The sequence below is a fragment of the Nocardia sp. NPDC052112 genome (assembly GCF_040680135.1).
Lineage (GTDB): Bacteria > Actinomycetota > Actinomycetes > Mycobacteriales > Mycobacteriaceae > Nocardia.
The window spans coordinates 398,610-424,211 of sequence record NZ_JBFAWD010000005.1 but is presented as its reverse complement, the minus strand read 5'-3'; the positions used below and the strand labels follow the sequence as shown (position 1 = coordinate 424,211).

Sequence of the window (25,602 nt, the reverse complement as noted above, 5' to 3'; positions counted from 1 at the left end):
GCGCCGAGACCGGGCAACTTTGTGTGGGGTGCCAGGTTGCTGCACCGGGTGCCCAGTGGGGTGCGCGATGCACGTATCGGGTGCCGGGCACCCTGTGCCGAGACCGGGCAACCTTTGTGTGGGGTGCCAGGTTGCTGCACCGGGTGCCCAGTGGGGTGCGCGATGCACGTATCGGGTGCCGGGCACCCTGTGTCGAGGCCGGGCACCGTTTGTGTGGGGCGGCTGGTTGTCGTACGGGGTGCCAGGTGGGACCGAGCGGGTGGGGTAGTCGGCGTTGGGCGGGTGGGGTGGTGGAGGGGGTTAGGTGAGGTGTTCGGCTAGGCGGTCGAGGTAGGGGCGTTGGCCGGTGCTGAGCTTTTCGCGGGCAGTGGGGAGGTCGAACCAGGCGGCGCGGTCGATTTCGGGGAAGGTGGCGAGGCGGCCGGATTTGGGTGGCCACTCCATTTCGAAGGTGCCGGGCACGACTGAGGATGGGTCGAGGTCGCCCGCCACGGCCCAGACGGTGAGGTTCTTGGTGGATTTGCCACTGCCGTAACGGACTTCGCCCAACGGCACCCGCTCGCCCTCGGGCACCGGCAGCCCGAGTTCCTCGAGGAACTCGCGCGCCGCGGCCATCTCGGCACTCTCGTGTTCCGGCTCGTACTCGCCCTTCGGAATCGACCAGGCCCCCGCATCCTTGCGCGCCCAGAACGGGCCACCCATATGCCCGATCAACACCTCGACATCACCGGAGTTCCGGCGAAACAACAGAATCCCCGCACTGAATTTGCCTGCCACACCAAGCAGTCTGCCGTCTCCCGCCACCTCGGCGCACAAGACACGGCGCCCGCAGCGCCCCCGGATGCTCGGCACCGAGCAAGGCGCCTATTTCCTCGTAGATCGGTTGGATCTTGTCCCGCAATTCCTTGGACTTGCCTACGTCAAGGTTCGACACCAGAGATTTCCTCTCATCGGCTCCGGCATTGGCTGGTCGGTACGTCGCGCGTTCCCGAGTGGTCGCTGAAGACGAACGGTTTCCTCGGATGCGCCCCGCGACCAGCGTCCGGTGGTCGGCCTGCTTCGCGATCCCGGTCTCGCCGAATGACAGCGCCTGCGCAGCGACACATGTCGCCAGCGCGCGGTCGCGGGAGGTGCCTCGGCTCGATCAAGTCGGGCCCGGCGGACTGCCGGGCCCGACTTGCCGTTGGCCGACTTGCTGTTGGCCGACTTGCTGTTGGCCGACTTGCTGTTGGCCGACTTGCTGTTGGCCGACTTGCTGTTGGCCGACTTGCCGTTGGCCGACTTGCCGTTGGCCGACTTGCTGTTGGCCGGCTTGCCGCGGGCCGGCTTGTTGTTGGCTGGCTTGCCGTTGTGGCTTGTTGTTGGCCGACTTGCCGTTGGCCGACTTGCCGTTGGCCGACTTGCTGTTGGCCGGCTTGCCGCGGGCCGGCTTGTTGTTGGCCGACTTGCCGTTGGCCGACTTGCCGTTGGCTGGCTTGTTGTTGGCCGGCTTGCCGTTGGCTGGCTTGTTGTTGGCCGGCTTGCCGTTGGCCGGCTTGTTGTTGGCCGACTTGCTGTTGGCCGACTTGCTGTTGGCCGACTTGCCGTTGGCCGGCTTGTTGTTGGCTGGCTTGTTGTTGGCTGGCTTGCCGTTGGCCGGCTTGTTGTTGGCTGGCTTGTTGTTGGCCGACTTGCCGTTGTGGCTTGTTGTTGGCTGGCTTGCCGTTGGCTGGCTTGCCGCGGGCCGGCTGTCTGCTAGCCGGCTTTGCGGCAGGTGGTGTCGCCGGGCGCGGTCAGCTGCTCGAAGTAGGCGAGGACAAGTTTGTCGACACAGTCGACTCCGTGCAGGAATCCGCCGTGCCCTTGGCCGTCGTTCGTGATGAGCGAAGCGTTCAGGGCGCGAGCGAGCTTCACCCCGCCCTGATACGGCGCTACCGGATCACCCGTGGTGGCGACGACGACAACCTTTGGCAGGCCGTTGATTCCGGATATCTGGTGCGGCTGGCTTGTCGGCGGTGTCGGCCAGAAAGCGCAAACACCCAGTGGCGCTTGACCTCGGAAGCGTCCGGTATCGGTGATCGGCGCGGCGGCGAGGCCGAGCTCGGTTTCCTCGGCGGCCTTCGCCCGATCCGTTGTGCGTGGTTCGTCGAGGCAGAGGGTCGCCATCTGCGCCGAGCGGTCGACTGCCCCGCGGAACAGGTCCGACAGCGCGAGCAGGGTGTCGCCGGTGCCGCCGGACAGCTCGCGCAGCCCAGTGGTGGTCTTGGGCCACAACGCGGGGGCGTAGAGCGAATTCAGCACCGCGGACAGGCCGTTGAGATAGTTCAGCCCGCGCCCGTCGCGGGTCGTAGCGGGCCGATCCAGCAGTGGGTTGAGCAGCCCGCGCAGTCGCGCGGTCGCACCGGCGGCATCGGTTCCGAGCGGACATTCGGCGTCCCGGACACAGCTGTCGGCATACGTCTGGAACGCCGATTGCAACGATGCATTGGTCAGGACGGGGTCGATGATCCGGGCCGCCGGATCGAGCGAGGCGTCGAGCACGAGAGCGCGCAACTTGCCGGGGAAGCGTTCGGCGTAGCTCGACCCCACTCGCGAACCGTAGGAGACGCCCAGCGCGTTGAGTTGGTCCGCACCGAGCGCGGCCCTGATGATGTCGAGGTCCCGGACCGCTTCCCGGGTGCCGAGGTGCCCGAGCAGTTCGGTGCCGGACTTCGCGACGCATTCCGCGACGTAGTCACGATTGTCCTGCTCGGATCGCTCGATTCCACTCGGCGACATATCCGTGAACATGCGCAGCTGATTCGCCTCGAATTGTTCCTGCGAGGCGCAGCGCGCCAGCGGGGTGGACGCACCGATTCCGCGCGGGTCGAAACTGACGACGTCGAACTTCTCGCCGAGCCCAGATTTCCCGAAGTAGGCGGGCACGCCGAGTCCGGGCTCGCCGGGACCGCCGGGAATCACGACCAACGATCCGAGCCGTTCTGCCCGCGCGGTCGTCCGCGAAACGGCGATCTGCGCGGTATTGCCGTCGGGTTTGTCATAGTCGATGGGCACCCGCACCCGTCCGCACCGCACATCCTCCCCGGCGTCTTTCATGCCTTCGAACCCGGCACACGATTCCCACTCGACGCGCTGGCTGTAGTACTTGCCGAGGTCCGGCTCCCCACGCGTCCCGTCCTGTCCGGCAGTGCACGCGGCAAGCAACGCGCCGCATGCCATCATCGCCATCAGCCGAATCTCATGCGCGCCAATGGATCTCATCTATGCCACATCCCATTTGTCCGATATCCGTGCTCACTCCAACCTCGAGATCAACCGTATGGCCCCGGCGTTGTCCGGGCCATCCGCGTCTTGCCGATGTGCCCGGACGGCGCCTGGGCCCGCCACGTGCACGAGGTGTGCATAGCCCACGGTGCGCCACGCGGTTGGCGGGCGAGTGCATGCATGCTGTGTAGAAGTGAATTGATCACAGCGACTGGCTTCGGACTACCCCTGCTGGGGGCAGGGGTGGTGGTGGAGGTGGGCGGCGCGGAGGGTGAGGTAGTTGCGTTCGGGGAGGCTGGTCGCGTGGTTGGCGGCGCGGGTGTAGTGGGCGATGGCTGTGGGGAAATCGCCTGCCATTTCGTATAGGTGGCCGCGGACGGCATCCAGGCGGTGATTGCCAGCGAGTTGGTCTTCGAGGGTGTTGGCGAGTTCTAGACCGGCGGTGGGGCCGTGGACCATGGCGGTGGCGACGGCCCGGTTGAGGGTGACCATCGGGTTCTTCGAGATGCGCTCGATTATGTTGTAGAGGGCCAGGATTCGGCGCCAGTCGGTGTCCTCGGCGCGCAGCGCCTGCGCGTGTAGTACGGCGATTGCGGCCTGGATTTGATAGGGGCCGGTGAGGCCCGAGGCGAGGCTGCTGGTCGCCGATGTGATGCCCTCGGTGATCAGGTCGCGGTCCCATAGTGCGCGGTTCTGTTCGGCGAGGGGGATCAGTTCACCGTGCGCCCCGGTACGGGCGGTCCGGCGGGAGTCGGTGAGCAGCATGAGTGCGAGTAGCCCGGTGACCTCGGTGTCGTCGGGGAGTAACCGGTGCATCGACCTGGTCAGGCGGATCGCTTCGGCGGAGAGGTCGGTTCGCTGTAGGTCGGGTCCTGCGGTGGTGGTGTGTCCCTCGTTGAAGATCAGGTACAACACGTGCAGTACCGCGCCGAGCCGCTCGTGCCATTGCGCATCACCGGGCTGGGCGAACGGGCGGTCGAGGGTTGCCAGCTTCTTCTTCGCGCGGGTAATTCGTTGCGCCATGGTTGCTTCCGGCAGCAGGAAGGCATTGGCGATCTCCGCCGTGCCGAGTCCGCCGACCGCGCGCAATGTCAGCGCGATGGCGCTCGCGGACGACAGCGCCGGATGGCAGCAGAGGAAGAACATGGCGAGCGTATCGTCGCGGTCGACGGCTTCCGTATCGGGCACATCGCGCTCGAAAACCGTTGTCTCCCTGCGCCGCCGAGCTACCTCGGCGCGCACCGCATCGGCCATCCGGCGCTGCGCGACCTGGATCAGCCAGCCGCGCGGATTATCCGGCAACCCGTCGGCAGGCCATTGGGTCGCCGCCGCCAGCATTGCCTCCTGCAGTGCATCCTCGGCAGCGTCGAAATCGCCGAACCGGCGTACCAAGGTGCCGAGGACCTGCGGCGCGAGTTCACGCAACAGGTCCTCGATGGGCGGTGCATCGTGCATGGCAACTATTGCTCGGTCGTCGGAGCACCCATGACCGCGCGCACCTCGATGTACTCACCGATCGGCTGACCGCCCGGCCCGGGGGCCGCCGAAGCCTGTGCGGCGATCTCCAACGCGCGCTCCGGATTTTCCACATCGACGATCCAATATCCGGCCAGGAACTCCTTGGTCTCCGGGAACGGCCCGTCGGTGATCACCGGCGCGGCGCGCCCGTCCGAGCTGACCAGCCGTGCCTCGTCCGGGCCCGCCAGGCCCTGCGCGTCGACCAGCTCACCGGACTTGGCCAGCTCCGCGCCGAGGGCCCGCTGGAAGTCGATATGCGCCTGGATCTCCTCCGGCGTCCATTCGGTGATCGGGACGTCGCAGTTGGCGGCAGGTCCATAGGTCTTGAGCAGCATGTATTTCATATCCGGTCTCCCAGCCTGCGGTGCGCCCGTGCGGCGCGCTCGCGATCAGGTCGGAGCTGGCGACGCCGATTCGACACCCACTCGATAGTGATCTGCATCACAGTGATGCGGAGGTATCGGCGAGCCGTTCCGGGTCGACCTGCTGGCCGATCAACTCCTTGATCCGGTCGGTCACATCCCAGACGTTCACATTCATTCCCGCCAAGACCCGGTTATCGCCGTCGAGCCAGAATGCGACGAACTCACGCTTGCCCACATCACCGCGCACCACCACGCGCGCGTACTCACCGGGTGCGGCGAATCCGGTGTACTCCATGCCCAGGTCGTATTGGTCGGTGAAGAAGTACGGCAGGCGGTCGTAGGAGGCCGATTTGCCGAGCATGGTCTGTGCCGCGACGGCGGGCTGATTGAGCGCGTTCGCCCAGTGCTCCACCCGAATTCGACGCCCGAGCCGCGGATGCTGTTCGCTGGCGATATCGCCGACCGCAACGATATTCGGGTCACTGGTGGCCAGGCTCGCGTCGACGAGTACGCCGCCATCGGTCGCCAGCCCCGCGTCGGTGGCCAGTTCGATATTCGGCCGGGCGCCGATCGCGACGAGCACCGCGTCGCCCTCGATCACGGTGCCGTCGGCGAGCCGGACGCCGGTCGCCAGATCGGTCTCCGCCCGATGGGTGGTGATCGCCTCGACCTGCGCGCCGAATCGCAGGTCGACGCCGTGGTCGCGGTGCAGATCCGCGAAGACCCGCCCCATCTCCGGTCCCAGGGCCGCCAACAGTGGCAGTTCGGCCGATTCGACAATGGTGACCTCGACCTGGGCGGCGCGCGCGGCCGAGGCGACCTCCAGCCCGATCCAGCCCGCCCCGATGATGACCAGCCGGCGGGCCGAGCCGAAGAGCTCGATCAGGCTGTCGGAATCGGCGATGGTGCGCAGCGTGTACACCCCGTGCGCGTCCATACCCGGAATCGGCAGGCGCCGCGGTGTCGAACCGGTCGCGAGTGCGAGCTTGTCGTAGCCGAGCGTCGAACCATCGGGCAGCGTCACGGTTTTCCCGCTCGGATCGATCGCGCCGACCTCGGTGCCGAGCCGGACATCGATATGGTGATCGCGATACCACTGGCCCGGATCGACGGTGAATTCCTCGAGCGACTTCTTACCGGCCAGATGTTCCTTGGACAGCGGTGGTCGCTCATACGGCAGGTAGTCCTCGGCGCTGATCAGCGTCACGGTTCCGGCGAAATCGTTGTCGCGCAGTGCTTCCGCCACTTTGGCCGCGGCCAGCCCGCCTCCGACGATGACGAAACGCTGATCAGAGGTCATAACGGACTCCTTTTCGGGAGGGAACCGGACGCCTGCGTGTCAACCCTACTGGGACCCGGGGCCGGCTTTGGAGAAAATCGGCGTCCGGTCCGGGAACGAATCGCGCGTCCGCGTGGTTGGCCACGGAGAGTGGCGCGGTGAATCCGCGCGTTCCGAGCGTGCGATGGAGAGGAACAGCTCTGTGAGCGAGACGACCACCAAGAACGTTGCCGATTTCTGGTTCGACCCGCTGTGCCCCTGGTGTTGGATCACCTCCCGCTGGATCCTCGAGGTCGAGCAGGTACGCGATATCGAGGCCCGTTTCCACGTGATGAGCCTGTCGGTGCTGAACGAGGGCAGGGAGGGGCTGCCTCCGCAGTACGAGGAGTTGCTCGCCACCGGCTGGGGTCCGGTTCGGGTCGCCATCGCCGCAGCACAGGAGCACGGCGACAAGGTGCTCTCGCCGCTGTACACCGCGATGGGCACCCGCATCCACAACCGTCGCGAGGAGTACGCGCGCGACTCCCGCAAGGAATTCCTCGCCGTGGTGATCGCGGATTCGCTGGCCGAGGTCGGCCTGCCCGCCGAGCTGGCCGCGGCCGCCGAGAGCGCCGAATTCGACGAGGCGCTGCGCAAGAGCCATCACGCGGGCATGGACAAGGTCGGTCCGGATGTCGGCACCCCGACCATCCACATCAACGGCAAGGCATTCTTCGGTCCGGTGCTGTCGCGGATCCCGCGCGGCGAGCAGGCCGGGAAGCTGTGGGACGCGGCGGTGACGCTCGCCGACTACCCGCACTTCTTCGAACTGAAGCGGACCAGGACCGAGGACCCGGTCTTCGACTGACCTATGGCACGGGCTTCGGCGGCAATGCCGGAACCTCGCCGTAGCTGCTCGGGTACGGACCGGCCGGTGGCGCACCGGCCGGTCGGCTCGGCCGCCAGAACAGCTTGCCGTGCCTGCTGCGGTCGCGCAGGGCCCACATCCGCCAGGTCAGCACCGGATGCGAGGACATGGCATTGCTGATCCAGATGAAAAAGCCCTTCTCGACCGCGGCCCGATCGGCCATTTCGTCGAAGCCGACCAGTTTGTTCAGGTATTTGCCCGCGGCGAGAGTGCCCATGGCCCCCGGTGCTCCGACATGCCGGTTGCAGTAGCCGTGGTTGTCGGCGGTGTACTCCTGGGACCGGATCAGCGAGCTGCCGATGATCGGCAGTGACGGCGCCACGAACATGCCGAGCTGACGCCAGTAGGAGGTGTGCCCGGCCGCGATATGTCCGACCTCGTGGCCCACGATGAAGGCGAGGGCCTCGGGTTCGCGTGCGGCGCCGCCGATTTCGAACAGATCGCTGTAGACCGCGACATAGCGTCGGAAGCCGTGACCGGAAGCGAAGGCATTGATCTGGCCGTTGCCGAGCACGACGTAGGCGTCCGGCACCTTGGCCATCCCGAATCGGGCCGCAGCCTCGACCACCAGCTGATAGCCCTCGGGAAACTGGGTCGGTGACATCTTGACGCCGTTGACCCGCATGGACGCGTAGCCCATGCCGCGCAGGAACCAGACCACGATCGGCGCGAAGACCAGGATGATCACGTAGATGCTCGGCTGCTTGCCATCCAGGACGAGATCGATGCACACCGCCAGCGCGATCAGCATCGCGAACGTGGTGATCACACAGACGACGACCAGCAGTGGAATCTCCCATGGGTGCCGTGCGGGCATGCCGAACGGAGACAGGCCCCGCGGCTGTCGCTGCGGGGGCGTACCCGGCGGAACCGGAGTCACACCGTATCCATACGACGCGGGTCCGTACTGGGGCGTGGGGATTCCGGGATACGGCGCCGACGGGTATTGCGGCGTTGACGGGTACCGGGGCGGTTCATTCGGTGTGGCGGTCGCGTCCTGAACCTGCGCCCATCCGCCCAGAGCGGGATAGGGATCGGCGGGTCCGCCCGCCTGCTGGGGCGGCTGGGAGTCGTGCGGCTGCATGCGATGAACTCTATTCATTTGCCGGTGGCGAGGTTCGGTGCCGTTGGCGTGGGTGGCACATCAGTCGATTCGCCGTGGCGGCCAACAGTGTTAATGGTGGCCGCGCGGCCCTCTCGCGGCACCGCGAAACACGCCTGACACAATCGCAGCCATGCGCGTATACCTGGGTGCCGACCATGCCGGTTTCGAATTGAAGAATCACGTCAAGGCCCATCTGGAGCAGGCGGGCCACGAGGTCGTCGACTGCGGCGCCCTCGAATACGACGCACTCGACGACTACCCCGCGTTCTGCATCGAGGCGGCCCGCCGCACCGTCGCCGATCCGGGCAGCCTCGGCCTGGTCTTCGGCGGCAGCGGCAACGGTGAGCAGATCGCCGCGAACAAGGTGCCCGGCGCCCGCTGCGCCCTGGCCTGGAGTGTGGAAACCGCCCAGCTGGCCCGTGAGCACAACAACGCCCAGCTGATCGGCATCGGCGGCCGCATGCACTCCACCGAGGAGGCGCTGGCGATCGTGGACGCGTTCGTCTCGACCAAATGGTCCGAGGAGCCGCGCCACCAGCGTCGCATCGACATTCTGGCCGAGTACGAGAAGACCGGTGTGGCCCCGGCGCTTCCGGCCTCCTGACGCAGAGCATTTGGCGAAAACCGCCGTCTCGCAAGCCGAGCCACCGCGGATGCGGGACGGCGGACTGGAGAGGATCGCTATTTTCGATGCCTGAGGGCAATACACCGCAGCGCCTTGCGTGGCTGCGGCAACGGGGCTTCGCGGGCAATGCGGTGTGCGTTTCGAGCTCGAAGCAGCGGTTCGCCGCCCCAGCCGCGCGCGTCGGCGGACCGGAAAGGATTTCGACCTTCGATGCCTGAGGGCCACACGCTACATCGGCTCGCGCGACTACATCAGCGGCGGTTCGCCGGGGGAGTGGTGCGCGTTTCCAGCCCGCAGGGCAAGTTCGCCGCCGGGGCCGCGCGCGTCGACGGTCAGGTGCTCACCAAGGCCGAGGCGTGGGGCAAACACCTACTGCACCACTACGAGTCGGGTCTGATAGTCCATGTGCACCTCGGGCTGTACGGGGTGTTCACCGAGGTGCCGCTGCCGATGGGCGAGCCGGTCGGACAGGTGCGGATGCGGATCGTCGGTGACGCGTCGGCCGATGATCGCTGGTACGGCACCGACTTACGCGGCCCGACCGCGTGCGAGGTGTACACCCGAGCGGAGGTGACGGCGCTGACCGAGCGGCTCGGCCCGGATCCACTGCGGCGCGGCGCCGATCCCGAACGGGCTTGGCGGCGAATTCATCGCTCGCGCAGACCGATCGGCGCACTGCTGATGGATCAGCAGGTGCTCGCCGGTGTCGGCAATGTGTATCGCGCGGAACTGCTGTTCCGGCACGGTATTTCGCCACAGCGACCGGGTACCGCGCTGTCCGCCGACGAATGGGACGCGATGTGGACCGATCTGGTCGCGCTGATGCGGGTGGGCGTGCGGGTCGGCAAGATGGTCGTCGTTCGGCCCGAACACGACCACGGCGAACCGTCCTACACGCCCGACCGCCCACGCACCTACGTCTACCGCCGTCCCGGCGCGCCCTGCCGCATCTGCGGCACCCCCGTCGCGCACGGTGTGCTGGAGGGTCGCAACCTCTTCTGGTGCCCCACTTGTCAGGCCAACTGAGCCGGTGCCGGTCGTATTGCGCCCCAGTCGAATCCGAGCAACCGGCAGCCTGTGGGAGTACATGATTTCGCGGCGGTGCTGGATTGTGGATCCGGCCCAGCTCGGTCGTCGACGAAACTGCGGATCGCTGGGTACCCCGGCCGTCGGCCGTGTCAGGCCTACGCAGCGCTACCGGTAGTAGCGGTGCACCATCTGGGCGATGCATACCGGTTTGTCGGCGCCTTCGCGCTCCATGACCGCGTCGACGGTGACCTGGACCGCGCCGTCGCCGAGGTCGGTGGCATCGGTGAGGGTGGCGGTGAGGCGAACCTTCGAACCGGCGGGGACGGGGGCTGGGAAGCGGACCTTGTTGAGGCCGTAATTGATTGCCATGCCACGGTTTTCGATGACGAGTAGGTGCGACCAGAGCGGGATGAGCAGCGACAGGGTCAGATAGCCGTGCGCGATGGTGCCACCGAAAGGGCCCGTCTTCGCGCGTTCGACATCGACGTGGATCCACTGCTCGTCATGGGTGGCGGCGGCGAACATATCGATATCGCGTTGCGGGATCTCGATCCAGTCGCTGCTGCCGAGGTCGGTGCCGATGAGGTCGAGTAGGTCGGTGGGATTGTCGACGGTGGTCGCCATGGTGGCCGTGCTCCTTCGTGAATACTGTTGCGGGGTAGAGATTTACGGTGCCGAATCGCGGAGTCGGCGAGCCTCGTCGCGCAGCGGCAGGCGCTGGATCTTGCCGAGGGCGTTGCGCGGCAGCTGCTCTCGGAAGACGTAGAACTTCGGGATCTTGTATCGGGCGAGATGTGCTTCGAGATGGGCGCGAATCGTGTCTTCGTCGACGACGTGACCGGCGCGGACGACGATGAACGCCAATCCGACCTCACCCCAGCGTTCGTCCGGCACGGCGACCACGGCGCAGTCGCCGACACCGTCCAGGCGGGCGATCGCCGCTTCGACCTCGACGGGGTAGATGTTCTCGCCACCGGAGATGATCATGTCTTTGACGCGGTCGACGATGTACGCCCAGCCGTCCTCGTCGATGCGGATGATATCGCCGGTGCGGAACCAGCCGTCGATGAACGCCTGCTCGGTGGCATCGGGTCGCTGCCAGTATCCGGCAAAGACATTGGGGCCCTTGACGAGCAGTTCGCCCTGACCCGGACCTTCGATGATCTCGCCGGTCGGGGTGAGCAGCGCGACGTCGGTGAAGAAATGCGGCACACCCGCGGATACCGGATGTGCATCGGCGCCGTGGCGCAGTGCCATGAGCACGCCGGGTGCTGCCTCGGTCATACCGTAGCCCTGTAGGGCTTGGATGCCGCGGTCCAGCCACGCCTTGGCCACATGTTCGAGGACAGGGGAGCCGCCGAAGGCGACGCAGCGCACGCTCGACAGATCGGTGGTCTCCCACTCGGGCGCCTCGCACAGCATTTTCAGCATGGTCGGGGCGAGCGGGAAAGCCGTGGCCCTCCGGTGCTCGATGATGGCCAGGAATTCGGCGGGATCGAATTTCGGTATGACAATGACGGTTCCGCCGACGTAGAGCGTCGGCAGCGTGATCTGCCCCAGTCCGAGTACGTGGAACAGCGGCGCGGAACACAGGCTGACATCGTCGCGGCCGAGACTGAAATGGGCGAACTGGTTGAGAGTGTTCCAGACGATATTGCCGTGGGTCAGCACCGCGCCCTTGGGGCGGCCGGTAGTGCCAGAGGTGTAGAGGATCAATGCGGGATCGTCGAGTCCGACCGCACGGGCGGGTGGTGTTCGTCCGGCGTGCTCGGTAATCGCGTGCTCGTACTCCTCGCCCGGATGAAGCAGTCGGGGAGCGGTGGAGCTCCGTGCGAGCGCATCGATGCCAACCGCTTCGGTGTCGGCACCGATGACGAATACCGTTGGGGTGGAATCGTCGAGCAGGCCCGCGATCTCCGGTGCCGTGAGCCGCGTGTTGAGCGCGACGAAGATGGCACCGAGATGCACCGTGGCGAAGAGGGTTTCGAAGGTCGCGATGTCGTTGTGTCCGAGGTAGGCGACCCGGTCGCCCGCCTCGACGCCGAAATCGGCGAGGGTTGCGGCCAGGGCGTCGACGCGACGGGCGAGGGTGGCGTAGTCGACCCGCCGGCCTTGTTGGATCAAAGCGACGGCATCGGGCTCCATCCGGGCCCGCCGACGCGGCCACGAGCCGATTCCCTGGTCCATCACGTCGGCCTCAATCCCAATGCGGTGATGGCGTTTTCGCGCAGGATCAGCGGACGGACCTCGTCTTTGATATCGAGTTGCGCGAAGTCTGTCAGCCACCGATCCGGGGAAATGAGCGGAAAGTCGGAGCCGAACAGCACCTTTCGTTTGAGCAGGCTGTTGGCGTATTTGACCAGTTGCGGCGGGAAGTATTTCGGTGACCACCCGGACAGATCGATATAGACATTGGGTTTGTGGGTGGCCACGGCCAGCGCTTCGTCCTGCCAGGGAAACGACGGATGCGCGATGATGATGGTCAGATCGGGGAAGTCGACCGCCACGTCATCGAGCAGCATCGGGTTGGAGTACTTGAGTCGGATGCCACCGCCACCGCGGAGTCCCGATCCGATTCCGGTCTGACCGGAATGGAACAGGGCGGGCACCCCGAGTTCGCTGATGGTCTCGTAGAGCGGGTAGACGGCGCGATCGTCGGGCCGGAACGCCTGCACGCTCGGATGGAATTTGAAGCCACGAACCCCGTGCTCGACGACGAGTCGCCGGGCTTCGGCCAGTCCCGCCTTGCCCTTGGCCGGATCGATACTGGCGAACGGGATGAGGACGTCGCGGTGTGCGGCGGCCGCGGTGGCGATGTCGTCATTGCTGATCCGCCGGTGGCCGAGTGCGGATTCGGCGTCGACGGTGAAGACGACCGCGGCCATGCGGCGTTGCCGATAGTAGGCGGCCATCTCGTCGATGGTCGGCGGACCCGATTCGGTGCCGAAGTAGTCCTCGGCGCCCGCCCGGAGCTGGTCGGGTAGTGAATAGTGGCCGCAGCCATCGGTTTCGGCGTGCGTGTGCACGTCGATCGCGACGAGCTGGTCCAGGTCGAGGCTCATGACAGCTGCTGCGCGGTCGTCGGGATCTTGGGCAGCGGGATGCCGTAGGTTTCGAGCTGCTCACCGATGGCGGAATCGAATGCTTCGGCGATCGCGTCGGCGCTCCAGCCGCCGTCGCGGAAGGCACTGCGGATTTCGCGCGGATGCGACCAGAGCGATAGCCGGTCGCCGCCGATGCCGAGGCACTGGCCGGTGATAGAGGCGGATGCGTCGGAGGCGAGGAAAACCACCAGTCCGGCGACATCCTCCGGGGTGCCGAACGAGGCGGCGCGGCGCACCACCGAGGGGATGGGCGCACCGTTCTTCATACCCTCGACGTAGGGGGCGAGGAAGGGAATTGTCTCGGTCATCGCGGTGGCCGCATTGGGGATGATCGCGTTGACGGTGACTTCGGCCTTCGCGCATTCCATCGCCCACGTGCGTGCCATCGCCGCGATACCGGCTTTTGCTGCCGCATAGTTGGTTTGACCGAAATTACCGCGCTGACCGGCGGGGGATCCGGCGAGCACGACCCGCCCGCCGTGTCCGGCTGCACGGAAGTGTTTGACCGCTTCCCGCACGCAGGTGAAGGTGCCGCGCAGATGGACGTGGATGACCGCGTCGAAGTCGTCGTCGGACATATTCCACAACACTTTGTCGCGCAGGATGCCCGCATTGGTCACCATCGCATCCAGTCGCCCGAACGCGTCGACGGCCGCCGCGACGAGTGTCCGCGCGGCCTCGGTGGTACCGACGGCGACGGGCACGGCGAGCGCTCGACCGCCCGCTTCGGCGATTTCGGCGGCGGCCTTCTCGGCGCGGTCGGCGGCCACATCGTTGACCACGACCGCCGCGCCGACGCCGGCCAGAGCCTTGGCGTAGGCGAGGCCGAGACCTTGTCCGCTGCCGGTGACGATGGCGACTTTGCCGGTGAGATCCATATGCAATATTCCTTTCGAAAGCGCTGTCGACAGTCTCAGAAGATGAGGACGGTTTGATCGCCTTGTCCGAGGTCATATCCGCCACGGCCCGGCCGATATCGTCGAACGGGTACCGGGTGATCAGCTTGTCGATCGGCAGCCGTCCGCTGCGCTCGTCGACCAGCGCGAGTCGGCCCGCGACCGGCCCATTCGGCGCCGATGAACGCCGCACGTGCGGCCGCGAGCGCATCGTCGACGTCGGTGCGGTCGGCGTCGGCGACGCTGCCGATGACCCGGCCGGTCGACGGGTCCAGCACCTCGCCGCGGCCACCCGATGCGGAGTCGCGCCATGTGCCATCGATGAACAGCTGTCCGTAGACGTGACTGTCGTTCGTGCTCATGCTTCCTCGTTCCGTCCGACGATTCCGGCCGTGGCCGAGACGCGCCTGACGCTCGCTCTCATCAACAGGAAACCTGATGGTTTTAGTGATGTCGGCCACTATCCACCAATGACAGGATTCCTGTCAATGATCTATTCTCGATTTCGTCGAACGTCCGGTTCGACGCCCGCGACGTCGCCGGTGAGGAGAGGTTGATGACGATGTCGGAAGCCAATGCGTCCGCAAGCCGACCGCGTAGCCACACCTCGCTGCTGTACGCGGTGAAGCGGGTCGAGCTGGCGGTGCGGGCGCGCCTGGACGAGCTGCTGCGCCCGGTCGGGATCACCACGTTGCAGTACACCGCGCTGACGGTGCTCGAGCGTCACGACGGCTTACCGGCCGCGCAGTTGGCGCGGGATTCCTTCGTCACGGCACAGTCCGTCGCCGATGTGGTCCGTGCCCTGGAAAGTCGCGGACTCATCGCGCGCGAACGCAACGCATACAACCGGCGCGAACTGCTGATCCACCTCACCCCGGCCGGGCGGCGGTTGTTGGCCGATGTCGCCGACGCGGTCGACGCGGTGGAACAGCAGATGATCAGCGGGATGACGGCCGAGCAGGCCGACGATTTCCGCTCGGCGTTGGTCCGAGCCTGGCATGCGCTGTCCTGACCGGCCGCGGCCATGACCCAGTCGTCGGTGCTCGCGCGCGCACTGGTGCTGCTGGAGGCGTTCGACAGCGCCCACCCGGTGTTGAAGCTGTCGGAACTGGCCGAGCGCACCGGTCTACCGCAGACCACTGTCTACCGTCACGTCGTCGATCTCGTGCAGTGGGGTGCGCTGGATCGGGCCCCGAGCGGCGGGTATCAGATCGGTTTGCGCATGGTGGAGATCGCCTCCTTCTGCCCACGCGCCAGGCCCATTCGTGATGTCGCGCTGCCGTTCATGGAGGACCTGTACGAGGCGACGCACCAGAACGTGCAGCTGGCGGTCCGCGACGGCACCGAGGTGGTCTATGTCGAATTCCTCGCCGGTCGCGATGCCGTATTCGTGCGCACCCGAGTGGGGGCACGCTGGCCGATGCACGCGACCGGCGTAGGGCTGGCCATCCTGGCCTACGCTCCCGCCGAGATCGTGGACAAGATCGCCGACCGGCCGTTCGCGGTATTCACCACGAAGACGATCAGTACGCCCGATGCGCTGCGGCGGGCACTGGCCGAGGTGCGCCGCACCGGGGTCGCGATCAGTGACGGGCAGGTGACTCTCGACGGATATTCCGTCGCCGCACCGATTTTCGGTTCGGACGGCCAGGTCGCGGCGGCGCTGTCGATAGTCGTACCGGCCGGTGACTCCCGCCGCGCCATGTGGGCTCCGGCGGTGCGCACGGCGGCCCACGGCATTACCCGGCAGCTGGGTGTCGGGCACTGACTTCCGTTCGACGGAAGTGTGTCTTGGTTCACGTGCCGCTGGCCCACACGATGGACCGCACAGCCCGCTCGGGGGAGCACATTTCAGGAGCATTCCGATGAGCCCGACAACCGCAATCGCCCGCAACCAGTGGTATGTGGCCGCCTACAGCCAGGAGATCGATCGCGACCTGTTCGCGCGAACCATCTGCAACGAGCCACTGGTGTTCTACCGGACCGAGGACGGCACAGTGGTGGCACTGTCCGACCGCTGCATCCACCGCCGCTACCCGCTGTCGCAGTCGCGGCTGGTCGATGACCGTGTCGTCTGCGGCTACCACGGCTTCACCTATGACCGCACCGGTGCCTGTGTCGCGGTGCCCGCACAGACCCGCATTCCCCGCACCGCCCGTGTCGCGTCTTATCCGGTGGTGGAACAGGATTCGTTCGTCTGGGTGTGGATCGGCGACCACGTACTGGCCGACCCGGCGGCGATCCCGCGCGCACCGTGGCTGGTGCAGGAGGGCTGGACCACTGTCCGCGGTCTGGAGACCATTCGGGCCAGGCATGCGCTGCTGATGGACAATCTGATGGACCTGTCCCACGAAACCTATTTGCACGGCGGCTATATCGGCACACCCGAGGTCGCGGCGACGCCGATCAGCACCGAGGTCGACCAGGCGGCCGGTGTCGTGCGGGTGAGCCGGCACATGGACGATGCCGAATGCCCGCCGTTCTATGCCGGTTCGACGGGTATCACCGGGCGCATCACCCGCTGGCAGGACATCGAGTTCCAGCCGCCGTGTCTGTACCGATTGCACAGCCGCGTCGCGCCGCAGGGCAACTATCCGCCCGACGGCTACCTGCCCGGCCGCGGCGCCGACACCGATCCCGGTGCGTGCCACACCGAGATCGTGTACGCCCTCACTCCGGAAACCGAGCGTTCGGTACACGACTTCTGGATGGTGGCCAGGGATTTCGCGATCGATGACCAGGACGTGACCGACTACCTGTACAAGAGCAATCACACCGTGGTGATGCAGGATGTGGTGGCACTGAACCTGGTCGAGGAGGTCATCGCCGCGGAGGAACGCGCCGGGGGCACCTATCAGGAGCTGTCGATCAATATCGACACCGGCGCGCTGGCGGCACGTCGGCTGATCGCCGAACTCACCAGGACCGAGGCAACCCGGGCATGACCGCGACCGACTGTCACCGCGTGCAGTGGTTCCCGGGCAGCGACCAACTCTTCGGCCGATGCCATTGCGGCGCAACCAGGATCGCCGATGATCCGATCGAGATCTGGCAGTGGTTGCTCGCCCACCCCGGCGGTCATCGCGACCAGACGTCCGATCCGCGGCCCGCGACGCTGATCGGCGCCGGAAGATGACCGCCGAACCGGAATTCACCGTCACCGTCACCGACCGCCGCACCCTCGCCGAGGGCATCGTCGAACTCACCCTCGCTGTGACCGACGGGCACACCCCGAAATGGCAGCCGGGCGCCCATATCGACCTGATCCTGCGCCCGGATCTGGTGCGCCGGTATTCGCTGTGCGGTGATCCCGACGATCACGGCCGATTGACCGTCGCGGTCCTGCGCGAGGCGAGCGGCCGTGGTGGATCGGCCTACATCCACGACCGGCTGACCGTAGGCGAATGTCTGCGAATCCGAGGTCCCCGCAACAACTTCCCGCTCCGGGACGCGCAACGCTATCGGTTCATCGCCGGTGGTGTCGGAATCACACCGCTGCTGCCGATGATCCGCACCGTCGCGGGACGCGGTGGCCAGTGGCGCCTGCACTACGGCGGCCGCACCCGCGCGAGCATGGCCTACCTGCCTGAACTGTCGGCGCTCGGGCCGATCGAGGTGTGTCCGCAGAGCGAGACCGGCCCGCTGGATCTCGACGCCATCCTGTCCGGACCCGATCCGGGCGCCCTCGTGTACTGCTGCGGTCCGGAGTCGCTGCTGGCCGCTGTCGAACGTCACTGCGCCGCAACCTGGCCCGCCGATGCCCTGCATATCGAGCGGTTCGCGCCGAAGCCGACCGAGGGCGCGGTCGACACCGCCTTCGACGTCGAATGCGCGCAATCCGGTCTCACCGTGCGCATCCCGGCGCATACCTCCGTTCTAGACGCCGTCGAAGGGGCCGGTATCGCAGTGTTGTCTTCTTGCCGCGAAGGCACCTGCGGTACCTGTGAAACCGTTGTGCTGGACGGTATCCCCGACCATCGCGACAGCATCCTCACCCCGGACGACACCGACGTGATGATGATCTGCTGCTCGCGCGCCCGCACTCCGCGACTGGTTCTGGACATCTAGTCCCAGCTATCGAAATGTTCCCCTGAATGCTTGGCGTCCAGGTCCCCGGTACCGAGGTCCAGAAACCGGCCGAACTCCTAGCACTGGTAGGAGATTTCTTGTACTCCTCCGGTCAGCCTGCTACGGCCTTGATTTCGGGTTTATCGGAATCGGCGAGGGCGAAGCGGCGCCCGCCCGCGGTCTTCGCCGAATACATCGCGCGATCGGCGCGACGCAGCAGATCGGTGAAATCGCAGGAGTCGCCCGGCGGACAGTAGGCGGTGCCGACACTGGCCGAAACCGGCACCGGACCGGCCGTCGACCACACCGGATCCCGCAGCGCGGCCACGATCCGATGCGCGATTTCGCCGAGCGTGTTGTGCAGCGGGTTGGTGGCCAGCACGAATTCGTCACCGCCGTAGCGGCAGATGACCGTATCCGGGGGGCAGATCTCGCGCAGCCTACGGGCCAGTTCGACGAGCACCTCGTCACCGACGGCGTGTCCGTAGTTGTCGTTGATCTGCTTGAACCGGTCCAGATCGATCAGCAGCAGGCCGACTCCGCGGTTCGGGTCGGCCGTCATCAGCCGCACCTTGTCCTGCAGCAGCGTCCGGTTGGCCAGATCGGTGAGCGCGTCATGGGTGGCCTCGTGCCGCAGCCGATGCTGGAGCGCGGCGATCTCCTGCACCCGCAACGACACCGCGGCCGAAATGTGTTGCTCCTGCTGGGCCAGCGCCCGCTCCTGCAATGCCTGGGCATAGCTGTCGATGGCCTGACTGGCGACCAGCGGCCAGCGCGTGGCGACCAGCGACCCCGGCGCCCCCGCCGGGAAGCCGAGCAGCCAGCGGGTGGCCTGCGCCAGCATTCTGGTCCGTTCGAACGGCGCCTCGACCAGTCGCGCCCCCAACATCCGCGCCTCGGGCACCGGAAAGGGCTCGGACCTGGCCAGCAACAGCAGCCGCTGGATGATCTCGACCAATACCGGCTGCAACTGTTGTGGTGACGCGTGTGATCCCGGTTCCGCGCAAACCGCGCGTGCCCAATCGCCCGCCATCTTCGCCACGGGGGGCTCGGTATCCGCAGCCATCGTCCTCACCCGCCACGGGTGATGTCGGTACCCGGGTGCCCTGTTCTCACGCAGGTGCCGGCGCCACCCCGATCGTTCCCACTGCTACGCGGTTGTGTCCACCTCGCTTGGTGCACGCTCACCGCCCCCTTTCCAGATACCCCCGTCCGGCAAAAAGGATCCTAGCAAGCCACTCGGCACTGAAAAACGCCGTTTTATAACGAGTTATCGGTACCTCGCGAATGGCGATCGGGTATGACATCGCTCCCGCGTCATCGGCGTTACACATCAATTTCGTTCGCCGGGATGTCGCGGACCGACACGCCGACAGCACGCCGAAACGGGCGGTTTTCTGGTCCGGGGGCGGCTCGACCCGATTAGTAATAGCCATCGGCTACCGTAGGCGGTCGGGATTGCGGTCAGGTCTGCCCGGCAAGGGCCCCGCTGAGCGGTTCGATGGGGGGCTGATTGGCGTTCCCGACGCCTGATTCGGTACAGTCGGTTCGCACACGACATCGTGGCGATCCCATCAGATGTCGTATGCCTGCGGGTGTAGTTCAATGGTAGAACCTCAGCCTTCCAAGCTGATGGTGCGGGTTCGATTCCCGTCACCCGCTCCACGCAGGATTCATCCTCGTCGGCACGGTCTTTCGCCGCGAGGTCACGGGGTGTAGCGCAGCTTGGTAGCGCATCCGCTTTGGGAGCGGAGGGTCGCAGGTTCAAATCCTGTCACCCCGACAAGAGTTCCAATGCCCACAGGCCGGGTTCGGTTGTGGTGGGCGGTGTTCCGCGCTTCGGGAGTAGGTCCCGGATGTAGCCAGGCGAGGTGCTGGTGCGATGCGGCAGGATAGCCGGCGCGGCCGATTCGAGCGAAATCTCCGCCGATGCGATCGCTCCGCCGGCCGGGTGGACAATGCGGCATAGTGTGTAGCCGTGCCCGACCGCGACACATCACCGGCCGCGACCGTTCTCGTGGTCGACGATGAGCCCAACATTCTCGACCTGCTCTCCGCCGCACTGCGGATGAGCGGATTCGACGTGCATACCGCCGCGAGCGGGTACGCCGCGCTCGCCGAGGCCGCGGCGCATCCGCCCGACATCGTGGTACTGGACGTGATGCTGCCGGATCTGGATGGCTATGCGGTGGCGCGGCGGCTGCGGGAGTCCGACAGTCAGGTGCCGGTGTTGTTCCTGACGTCCCGGGACGCAGTAGAGGATCGGATCGCCGGGCTGGCCGCCGGTGGTGACGACTATGTCACCAAGCCGTTCAGCATCGAGGAGGTCCTGCTGCGATTGCGCGCGATTCTGCGCCGCACGCTCGGATCGGAGTCCGGCGACGATCGGGTACTCGAATACGCGGACCTGGAACTGGATCTCGATGCGCATGCGGCCTATCGTGCGGGCGCCGAGATCCGGCTGTCGGCCACCGAATTCAGTCTGCTGCGATATCTGGTGGTCAATGCCGAGAAGGTGGTCAGCAAGCAGCAGATCATCGATCGGGTGTGGAGTACGGAGACCGGGCGCGACGGGCGGGTCGTGGAGACCTTCATCAGCCAGCTTCGGCGCAAGGTCGATGCCCAGAATCCGCCGCTGATCCATACCATTCGCGGTGTCGGCTACACCCTGCGGCGCGGCGGCGGGCGTTCGTGAGTCGGCGCCGGGTGTGGAATCGGGCTCGCCGGTTGACCTTACGCACCCGGCTGCTGCTGGCGCTCGTCGCGATCGCCGGTATCGGTATGGTCGCCTTCGGGCTGCTCAGTGTGGCGATGTTGGATCGCGCGCTGCTCGACCGGGTCGACGACCAGCTCAATCACGTTGCCAGCGATATGACTTCGACCAAGCGGCCACCGCCGCCACCGCCCTCCCGGCCGCCGGAGTACGAGCAGTTGCCTTCGGATTTCCGGCTGACGTTCTTCGATCTCGACGGGCGTCAGATCGGCAAACTCGGCGCATCGGCCGAGGTGAGTACGGTGCCCGCATTGCCCGCGATGGACGCGGCATCGGTACGTGCCCGTGCGAATACCGCTTTCACGGTCGGTGACAAGAAGAGCGATATCCGTTGGCGGGTGCGCACTGTCGTACAGCCGGCGACCGAATGGCAGCCCGATGGCGGGACCGTCGCGATCGCGATGTCGCTGGCGACCACCGAGGCGACCACCGGCAAACTCCGCACGATCGAGTTGGTGGCTGGTGCGACACTGCTGCTCGCCATCTCCGTGATCGCGACGCTGCTGGTGCGAATCGGCCTGCGACCGTTGACCAGGATCGAGCACACGGCCGAGGCCATCGCCGCCGGGGATCTGGATCGCCGTGTCGCGCAGACCGATCCGCATACCGAGGTGGGGCGGCTCGGCACGGCGTTCAATGTGATGGTCACCCGGCTGTCCACGGCATTGCGCCAGCTCGCCGATTCCGAGCAGCGGATGCGGGCGTTCATCGCCGACGCCTCCCACGAATTGCGCACCCCGCTGACCTCGGTGCGCGGCTACGCCGAGCTGTATCGGCGCGGTGGCGCCTCGGACGAGGTGGGCGTGCGGGAGATGATGAGCCGGATCGAGGGCGAAGCGATCCGGATGGGTGTGCTCGTCGACGACCTGTTACTACTGGCCAAATCCGATCAGGAACGGGCGCTCGATCTGGCCGAGGTCGATCTGGTGGTGCTCGCGATGGAAGTGGTGCGCGACGCCGCTACCCGAGCCCCGGATCGGGATATCGGCCTGGACAGTCCGGATGACCCGGTTCGGATCGTCGGCGACGAACATCGATTGCGGCAGGTCGTGACGAATCTGGTCAACAATGCGCTGGTGCATACGCCGTCCGAGGCGTCGATAACCGTCACCGTCGGGGTCAGGGCGGCCGCCACATTGACCGATCCGATCGCCGCCGAAGCCGGCGCGGTACTGCCCGACGCATCCGAATTCGTCGTACTCGATGTGCACGACGACGGCCCCGGCATCGCGCCGGAGAACGCGCCGCGCATCTTCGATCGCTTCTATCGGGCCGCCGAATCGCGCTCCCGCACCGGCGGTTCGGGACTCGGACTCGCCATTGCCGATGCCATCCTGGGCGCGCACGGTGCCCGGATCCAGCTGTTGCGCACCCCAGGGGCCGGTACGACCTTCCGGATCCTTTTCGCCGTCTCCTGAACATCGGCGCGGATTCGGCACGATGCTCGCGGAGATGGGTTAAGTTAATCGTCGTTCTGGTTCCCGGCGGTGATCAGGCACGAATTCACCGCGATTGTGTTTGGATCGGTCGCATGTCCTATCAGCGGGACCCGCGCGTCGACGCCTACATCGACCCGCTACCCGAGTGGCAGCAGGCGATCTGTCATGAGGTGCGCGAGCTGGTGCATGCCGCCGATCCCGAGGTCGTGGAGACCATCAAACGCACTGTGCAGCCGTATTTCGTGCTGGACGGCAATATCTGCGCCCTGCTCGCCGCGAAGACCCATGTGAATGTGTTCCTCTACGACGGTGGCATAGTGCCGGATCCCGAGGACATCATTACCGGAGGCCACGAGAACAAGACCGGGCGTACCGTGGCGATTCACGAGGGTGAAAAGCTCAATGTCCCAGCACTTCTCGCAATGTTCGAACAGATCATCGCCAATAACCGCGCGGGTGGCTGGCGCAAATTGAAACGCGAAAGCTGAACTCCCGCACCGACCGTCGCGCGGTCGGCGCGGAGTATCCGGTCAGTAGCCGATGGTGAAGCGCCGCTGGACGAATCGTGGCAGTTCGACCTCGTCGAGTAGCGCGACCGCGGCATCCTCGATGGAGATGCGGCTGTGGCCGTCGGTATCGCGTACCGGCTGGTCACCGCCGACCCGGTAGCGTCCGGTGCGTTCGCCGGGGGCGATCAATTCGGCCGGGCTGAGGTAGGTCCACAGCCGATTCGAGGTGCGCAGGATATCGAGGGCCGCGCGGTGGCCGCGCACGGCGGCGGCGTATGCGCGGGGCAAGCCGAGTCCGTCGAGGGTATCGGCGAGGCGTTGGTCGTCATCGGCGGTGACCTGTCCGGGCTCGTACTCCAAACTTCCCGCGCCGCCGACCACGATCAGTCGGGTGCGCGGGTGCGTGTGCAGTGCGTCCAGCAGCGAACGCGCCGCACGCGCGTAGCCGGTCGGATCGGCGATGGAGCGCGCGACCGTGTCGTCGAAATCCGCTGCCGCATTTCCCGGCTGGTAGCAGCTGATGAGGACGTCCATGCCGGGGAGGACCGCGGCAATGGCCGCGCTGTCGAAGATGTCGAGGCTGCGCCAGGTGGTATTCGGCTGGCTGGTGGTGATCTGCCCGGCGTCTCTGGTGAACGCCGTGACCTGGTGGCCGCGGGTGACGGCTTCGGTGCGTACCCGCTGGCCGATATTGCCGGTCGCGCCGACGATTCCGATGAACATGGTTCTCCTGGATCTGATTGAAACGGCGTGTAGAAACTATACGCCGTGAAGTATATGAGCTACGTCTAGTTTTCTCACACCGCTGTAGAGTTGCCACCGTGGGCACTGCGACGCCGAGTCGGCGAGAGTTACGACGCTCCGAGACGACAGCGGAGATCAAGCAGGTCGCGCTCCGGTTGATGGCCGAGGGTGGACCGGGCGCCATTACGCTGCGGGCAATCGCGCGCGAGATGGGCATGACCCCCAATGCGGTGTACAGCTACTTCCCGACCCGCGACGACCTGATCACCGCGCTGATCAACGATGTGTACTCCGAACTGGCCGATGCGGTCGAAGCTGCCCGCGATGCCCGTCCCCAAACCGACGCGTCGGGCCGAATCCTCGCGTGGGCCTGTGCATTTCGTGATTGGGCCCTGGAGAACCCCGCGGGATTCCGCCTGATATACGGCGATCCGGTACCCAACTATCAGCCCCCGGAGGGCGGTGCGGCTCCGGCCGCGGAGCACCGCGTATGCGCGGGCCTGACCGGTTTGGCCGCGGGCGCCTGGCCGCACGCCGAAAGGCAGTACGCGGACAACGGTTTCGAGTGGTCGGACTTCGAACCGAAACTCGTCGACGAGGTCAAGGCCGAGTTCCCCGGCCTACCTCCGGCCGCGGTCGCGATCGCCCTGCGAATCTGGGGCCACCTGCACGGCCTGGTCTCCCTGGAAGTCCTCGGCCACCTGCGCTCCCAGACCACCGATCCGGCAAAGCTCTACCGCAACGAAATTCGCCATCTCATCCGTTCGCTGGGGTTGGAGCCACCCGAGCGCTGAGCCCGGTTCCGATGTGCTCGGACTCGGCGCGTTCGTCGGCGTCGCGCTTGCCGCCATGTCCTCGTCCGACGGCTGCTTGGTGTCGTGACGGTTGTGCTGCCGTTTCTGGCGGCCTTCCAGATCGGCTTGGCACTGCCCGGCGGACATTCGGACTGGACTCTGCAGCCGACCGTCGGGTCCGGGTGTTGTCCCGGTGGCCGTGGCAATTCACGAGGGGTGGGCGCGCGGCTCGCACCCGGCGTCGAATCCGCGGTTGCGCAGGGGAGTTCGGACTGATAGCCCCGGTGGCGTGTCAGCTGGCGGCGCGAGTGCCGTCGAATGTGACGGCGGGTCGCTCGGCGGCGGCCGCGCGTGCGGCGCGTTCGATGAGTGCGGCGAGAAAGGGGAGTCGGGCGTCGCCGAGGGACATGGCGTGGTTGCCGAGGTGGTTGGTGACGAAGCCGATGCCGAGGCCGAGACCAGGGTTGGCGATGCCGCCGATGCCGAAATGGCCGAGGGCCGGGCGGGTGAGGCGGGTGCCGACGATGGCGCGGTGGTAGCCGAGCGCGGGTAGGCGGAATAGCGTGCGGCCCGACATGGTTGGGCCGACCTGTGAAGATTGTTGTGATCGGTGCTACCGGAACCATCGGCTCGGCCCTCGTCGACGCACTAGAGACGAAGGAACATCAGGTTGTTCGTGCTTCCCGGCGCGGGATCGTCCAGGTCGACCTGGACGATCCCGGGTCGATCTCCGCACTCTTCGATGCGGTGGACAATATCGACGCGATCGTCGCGGTGGCCGCCAGCGGTCAGCTCGCCGAACTCCCCGACTCGACCGATGACGAGTACTTCCTCGGCCTGGAAGGTAAATTCCTCGGCCAAATTCACCTGGTTCGCCACGCCATCCGGCACCTCAACGATGCCGGGTCCATCACGCTCACCAATGGCATCTCGACCTTCTCCGAGCCGGGGCTGTCCTTCGCGGCCGCGGTCAATGCCGGCCTGGGCGGCTTCGTGCCCGCGGCGGCGCTCGAGCTGCCGCGCGGAATCCGCTTGAATTCGGTGAGTCCGGGCTGGATCTCGGAAACCCTCACCGCACTCGGTCGCGACGGCGCCGCGGGCACTCCGGTCGCGAATGTGGTCCGGGCCTATCTGGAGCTCATCGAAGGAACCGCCCACGGCCGGGTGGTCGAGCCATGACCAGGTACCGGCCGCGGGAGTGAGC

Annotated in this window: 27 protein-coding genes, 2 tRNA genes and 1 pseudogene; 16 read left to right on the top strand and 14 right to left on the bottom strand. The window is 66.4% G+C overall.

The genetic code is table 11. The annotated features are described in order from the left end of the window. Nucleotides 1-300: 300 nt before the first annotated feature. From AB0L58_RS12380 to AB0L58_RS12360, 5 genes are all read right to left on the bottom strand, one after another. Nucleotides 301-777, bottom strand: coding sequence for an NUDIX domain-containing protein (locus AB0L58_RS12380; protein WP_364385436.1), 477 nt, complete (start codon nt 775-777; stop codon nt 301-303). A 957-nt stretch (nt 778-1,734) separates the two neighbouring features. Continuing rightward, nucleotides 1,735-3,240: an alpha/beta hydrolase gene (locus AB0L58_RS12375; RefSeq protein ID WP_364385433.1), complete on the bottom strand. Its 1,506-nt coding sequence runs from the start codon at nt 3,238-3,240 to the stop codon at nt 1,735-1,737. 225 nt (nt 3,241-3,465) lie between these two features. After that, nucleotides 3,466-4,698 (bottom strand): DUF6596 domain-containing protein, encoded by a 1,233-nt coding sequence (locus tag AB0L58_RS12370; RefSeq protein WP_364385430.1) that lies wholly within the window; start codon nt 4,696-4,698, stop codon nt 3,466-3,468. Between the two features lie 5 nt (nt 4,699-4,703). Continuing rightward, a complete protein-coding gene (locus tag AB0L58_RS12365) occupies nt 4,704-5,105 on the bottom strand; it encodes a YciI family protein (protein WP_364385427.1) in 402 nt (133 codons plus the stop codon). Nucleotides 5,106-5,202: 97 nt separating this feature from the next. Continuing rightward, nucleotides 5,203-6,426, bottom strand: coding sequence for an FAD/NAD(P)-binding oxidoreductase (locus tag AB0L58_RS12360; protein ID WP_364385424.1), 1,224 nt, complete (start codon nt 6,424-6,426; stop codon nt 5,203-5,205). Between the two features lie 181 nt (nt 6,427-6,607). Between AB0L58_RS12360 and AB0L58_RS12355 the strand changes: the two genes are divergently transcribed. Continuing rightward, nucleotides 6,608-7,252: a DsbA family protein gene (locus AB0L58_RS12355; protein ID WP_364385421.1), complete on the top strand. Its 645-nt coding sequence runs from the start codon at nt 6,608-6,610 to the stop codon at nt 7,250-7,252. Between the two features lies 1 nt (nt 7,253). Here AB0L58_RS12355 and AB0L58_RS12350 read toward each other — a convergent pair whose 3' ends face one another. Then, a complete protein-coding gene (locus AB0L58_RS12350) occupies nt 7,254-8,396 on the bottom strand; it encodes a M48 family metalloprotease (RefSeq protein ID WP_364385418.1) in 1,143 nt (380 codons plus the stop codon). A 151-nt stretch (nt 8,397-8,547) separates the two neighbouring features. Between AB0L58_RS12350 and AB0L58_RS12345 the strand changes: the two genes are divergently transcribed. The 3 genes and pseudogenes from AB0L58_RS12345 (at nt 8,548) to AB0L58_RS12335 (ending at nt 10,068) form a co-directional block, all read left to right on the top strand. Beyond that, nucleotides 8,548-9,021, top strand: a complete 474-nt coding sequence (locus tag AB0L58_RS12345) for a ribose-5-phosphate isomerase (RefSeq protein WP_364385415.1) — start codon at nt 8,548-8,550, stop codon at nt 9,019-9,021. Nucleotides 9,022-9,107: 86 nt separating this feature from the next. Continuing rightward, nucleotides 9,108-9,203: pseudogene (locus AB0L58_RS12340) on the top strand (Fpg/Nei family DNA glycosylase); the annotation flags it as partial. Nucleotides 9,204-9,252: 49 nt separating this feature from the next. Beyond that, nucleotides 9,253-10,068 carry a DNA-formamidopyrimidine glycosylase family protein gene (locus AB0L58_RS12335; protein ID WP_364385412.1) on the top strand — a complete coding sequence of 272 codons (816 nt, stop codon included), beginning with the start codon at nt 9,253-9,255 and terminating at the stop codon, nt 10,066-10,068. Between the two features lie 168 nt (nt 10,069-10,236). On the opposite strand, the gene AB0L58_RS12330 is transcribed toward AB0L58_RS12335, so the two are convergent. From AB0L58_RS12330 to AB0L58_RS12310, 5 genes are read right to left on the bottom strand one after another with little or no spacing between them, the layout of a single operon-like run. Beyond that, nucleotides 10,237-10,695, bottom strand: coding sequence for a MaoC family dehydratase (locus AB0L58_RS12330; RefSeq protein ID WP_364385409.1), 459 nt, complete (start codon nt 10,693-10,695; stop codon nt 10,237-10,239). A 42-nt stretch (nt 10,696-10,737) separates the two neighbouring features. Further along, nucleotides 10,738-12,258, bottom strand: coding sequence for a long-chain fatty acid--CoA ligase (locus AB0L58_RS12325; protein WP_364385407.1), 1,521 nt, complete (start codon nt 12,256-12,258; stop codon nt 10,738-10,740). Then, complete coding sequence (locus AB0L58_RS12320; protein WP_364385404.1) at nt 12,258-13,133, bottom strand: amidohydrolase family protein; 876 nt, start codon at nt 13,131-13,133, stop codon at nt 12,258-12,260. The genes AB0L58_RS12325 and AB0L58_RS12320 overlap by 1 nt, the downstream gene beginning before the upstream one ends. Further along, nucleotides 13,130-14,053: an SDR family NAD(P)-dependent oxidoreductase gene (locus tag AB0L58_RS12315; RefSeq protein WP_364385402.1), complete on the bottom strand. Its 924-nt coding sequence runs from the start codon at nt 14,051-14,053 to the stop codon at nt 13,130-13,132. Before AB0L58_RS12315 ends, AB0L58_RS12320 begins: the two co-directional genes overlap by 4 nt. Nucleotides 14,054-14,088: 35 nt before the next feature. Then, a complete protein-coding gene (locus tag AB0L58_RS12310; protein WP_364385399.1) occupies nt 14,089-14,433 on the bottom strand; it encodes an aldehyde dehydrogenase family protein in 345 nt (114 codons plus the stop codon). Nucleotides 14,434-14,627: 194 nt separating this feature from the next. Here AB0L58_RS12310 and AB0L58_RS12305 point away from each other — a divergent pair, with 194 nt between their 5' ends. From AB0L58_RS12305 to AB0L58_RS12285, 5 genes are all read left to right on the top strand, one after another. Further along, nucleotides 14,628-15,083, top strand: a complete 456-nt coding sequence (locus AB0L58_RS12305) for a MarR family transcriptional regulator (protein ID WP_364385396.1) — start codon at nt 14,628-14,630, stop codon at nt 15,081-15,083. Between the two features lie 12 nt (nt 15,084-15,095). Then, nucleotides 15,096-15,839, top strand: coding sequence for an IclR family transcriptional regulator (locus AB0L58_RS12300; protein ID WP_364385393.1), 744 nt, complete (start codon nt 15,096-15,098; stop codon nt 15,837-15,839). Nucleotides 15,840-15,936: 97 nt separating this feature from the next. Further along, nucleotides 15,937-17,016 (top strand): aromatic ring-hydroxylating dioxygenase subunit alpha, encoded by a 1,080-nt coding sequence (locus AB0L58_RS12295; protein WP_364385390.1) that lies wholly within the window; start codon nt 15,937-15,939, stop codon nt 17,014-17,016. Further along, nucleotides 17,013-17,207 (top strand): hypothetical protein, encoded by a 195-nt coding sequence (locus AB0L58_RS12290; protein WP_364385387.1) that lies wholly within the window; start codon nt 17,013-17,015, stop codon nt 17,205-17,207. Before AB0L58_RS12295 ends, AB0L58_RS12290 begins: the two co-directional genes overlap by 4 nt. Next, nucleotides 17,204-18,139 (top strand): PDR/VanB family oxidoreductase, encoded by a 936-nt coding sequence (locus AB0L58_RS12285; protein WP_364385384.1) that lies wholly within the window; start codon nt 17,204-17,206, stop codon nt 18,137-18,139. Before AB0L58_RS12290 ends, AB0L58_RS12285 begins: the two co-directional genes overlap by 4 nt. Before the next feature lie 112 nt (nt 18,140-18,251). Here the strand turns inward: AB0L58_RS12285 and AB0L58_RS12280 are convergent, their stop codons facing one another. Next, entirely contained in the window at nt 18,252-19,205 is a 954-nt protein-coding gene (locus AB0L58_RS12280; RefSeq protein ID WP_364385381.1) for a GGDEF domain-containing protein, read from the bottom strand. 525 nt (nt 19,206-19,730) lie between these two features. Here AB0L58_RS12280 and AB0L58_RS12275 point away from each other — a divergent pair. The 5 genes from AB0L58_RS12275 (at nt 19,731) to AB0L58_RS12255 (ending at nt 22,839) form a co-directional block, all read left to right on the top strand. After that, nucleotides 19,731-19,804: transfer RNA gene (locus AB0L58_RS12275), tRNA-Gly, on the top strand. A gap of 44 nt (nt 19,805-19,848) precedes the next feature. Continuing rightward, nucleotides 19,849-19,922: transfer RNA gene (locus AB0L58_RS12270), tRNA-Pro, on the top strand. A gap of 195 nt (nt 19,923-20,117) precedes the next feature. Further along, nucleotides 20,118-20,834, top strand: a complete 717-nt coding sequence (locus AB0L58_RS12265) for a response regulator transcription factor (RefSeq protein WP_364385378.1) — start codon at nt 20,118-20,120, stop codon at nt 20,832-20,834. A gap of 32 nt (nt 20,835-20,866) precedes the next feature. Beyond that, nucleotides 20,867-22,330, top strand: coding sequence for a HAMP domain-containing sensor histidine kinase (locus AB0L58_RS12260; RefSeq protein WP_364385375.1), 1,464 nt, complete (start codon nt 20,867-20,869; stop codon nt 22,328-22,330). 113 nt (nt 22,331-22,443) lie between these two features. After that, nucleotides 22,444-22,839 carry a DUF1801 domain-containing protein gene (locus AB0L58_RS12255; RefSeq protein WP_364385372.1) on the top strand — a complete coding sequence of 132 codons (396 nt, stop codon included), beginning with the start codon at nt 22,444-22,446 and terminating at the stop codon, nt 22,837-22,839. A 42-nt stretch (nt 22,840-22,881) separates the two neighbouring features. Here AB0L58_RS12255 and AB0L58_RS12250 read toward each other — a convergent pair whose 3' ends face one another. After that, nucleotides 22,882-23,583 (bottom strand): NAD(P)H-binding protein, encoded by a 702-nt coding sequence (locus AB0L58_RS12250; protein ID WP_364385369.1) that lies wholly within the window; start codon nt 23,581-23,583, stop codon nt 22,882-22,884. A gap of 98 nt (nt 23,584-23,681) precedes the next feature. Here AB0L58_RS12250 and AB0L58_RS12245 point away from each other — a divergent pair, with 98 nt between their 5' ends. Further along, complete coding sequence (locus AB0L58_RS12245; protein ID WP_364385366.1) at nt 23,682-24,398, top strand: TetR/AcrR family transcriptional regulator; 717 nt, start codon at nt 23,682-23,684, stop codon at nt 24,396-24,398. 292 nt (nt 24,399-24,690) lie between these two features. Here AB0L58_RS12245 and AB0L58_RS12240 read toward each other — a convergent pair whose 3' ends face one another. Then, the gene (locus AB0L58_RS12240) at nt 24,691-24,975 is read right to left on the bottom strand and encodes a hypothetical protein (RefSeq protein ID WP_364385363.1); all 285 of its coding nucleotides are present in this window, start codon (nt 24,973-24,975) and stop codon (nt 24,691-24,693) included. A gap of 14 nt (nt 24,976-24,989) precedes the next feature. On the opposite strand from AB0L58_RS12240, the gene AB0L58_RS12235 reads away from it, so the two are divergent. Beyond that, nucleotides 24,990-25,577: a short chain dehydrogenase gene (locus AB0L58_RS12235; protein WP_364385360.1), complete on the top strand. Its 588-nt coding sequence runs from the start codon at nt 24,990-24,992 to the stop codon at nt 25,575-25,577. Nucleotides 25,578-25,602 lie beyond the last annotated feature (25 nt).

Bases quoted from the DNA above. Each gene is read 5' to 3' on its own strand.
- AB0L58_RS12375 (WP_364385433.1), bottom strand. From the start codon at position 3,240: ATGAGATCCATTGGCGCGCATGAGATTCGGCTGATGGCGATGATGGCA.
- AB0L58_RS12370 (WP_364385430.1), bottom strand. From the start codon at position 4,698: ATGCACGATGCACCGCCCATCGAGGACCTGTTGCGTGAACTCGCGCCG.
- AB0L58_RS12365 (WP_364385427.1), bottom strand. From the start codon at position 5,105: ATGAAATACATGCTGCTCAAGACCTATGGACCTGCCGCCAACTGCGAC.
- AB0L58_RS12360 (WP_364385424.1), bottom strand. From the start codon at position 6,426: ATGACCTCTGATCAGCGTTTCGTCATCGTCGGAGGCGGGCTGGCCGCG.
- AB0L58_RS12350 (WP_364385418.1), bottom strand. From the start codon at position 8,396: ATGCAGCCGCACGACTCCCAGCCGCCCCAGCAGGCGGGCGGACCCGCC.
- AB0L58_RS12345 (WP_364385415.1), top strand. From the start codon at position 8,548: ATGCGCGTATACCTGGGTGCCGACCATGCCGGTTTCGAATTGAAGAAT.
- AB0L58_RS12335 (WP_364385412.1), top strand. From the start codon at position 9,253: ATGCCTGAGGGCCACACGCTACATCGGCTCGCGCGACTACATCAGCGG.
- AB0L58_RS12330 (WP_364385409.1), bottom strand. From the start codon at position 10,695: ATGGCGACCACCGTCGACAATCCCACCGACCTACTCGACCTCATCGGC.
- AB0L58_RS12325 (WP_364385407.1), bottom strand. From the start codon at position 12,258: ATGGACCAGGGAATCGGCTCGTGGCCGCGTCGGCGGGCCCGGATGGAG.
- AB0L58_RS12320 (WP_364385404.1), bottom strand. From the start codon at position 13,133: ATGAGCCTCGACCTGGACCAGCTCGTCGCGATCGACGTGCACACGCAC.
- AB0L58_RS12315 (WP_364385402.1), bottom strand. From the start codon at position 14,053: ATGGATCTCACCGGCAAAGTCGCCATCGTCACCGGCAGCGGACAAGGT.
- AB0L58_RS12310 (WP_364385399.1), bottom strand. From the start codon at position 14,433: ATGAGCACGAACGACAGTCACGTCTACGGACAGCTGTTCATCGATGGC.
- AB0L58_RS12305 (WP_364385396.1), top strand. From the start codon at position 14,628: ATGACGATGTCGGAAGCCAATGCGTCCGCAAGCCGACCGCGTAGCCAC.
- AB0L58_RS12300 (WP_364385393.1), top strand. From the start codon at position 15,096: ATGACCCAGTCGTCGGTGCTCGCGCGCGCACTGGTGCTGCTGGAGGCG.
- AB0L58_RS12295 (WP_364385390.1), top strand. From the start codon at position 15,937: ATGAGCCCGACAACCGCAATCGCCCGCAACCAGTGGTATGTGGCCGCC.
- AB0L58_RS12290 (WP_364385387.1), top strand. From the start codon at position 17,013: ATGACCGCGACCGACTGTCACCGCGTGCAGTGGTTCCCGGGCAGCGAC.
- AB0L58_RS12285 (WP_364385384.1), top strand. From the start codon at position 17,204: ATGACCGCCGAACCGGAATTCACCGTCACCGTCACCGACCGCCGCACC.
- AB0L58_RS12280 (WP_364385381.1), bottom strand. From the start codon at position 19,205: ATGGCTGCGGATACCGAGCCCCCCGTGGCGAAGATGGCGGGCGATTGG.
- AB0L58_RS12255 (WP_364385372.1), top strand. From the start codon at position 22,444: ATGTCCTATCAGCGGGACCCGCGCGTCGACGCCTACATCGACCCGCTA.
- AB0L58_RS12250 (WP_364385369.1), bottom strand. From the start codon at position 23,583: ATGTTCATCGGAATCGTCGGCGCGACCGGCAATATCGGCCAGCGGGTA.
- AB0L58_RS12240 (WP_364385363.1), bottom strand. From the start codon at position 24,975: ATGTCGGGCCGCACGCTATTCCGCCTACCCGCGCTCGGCTACCACCGC.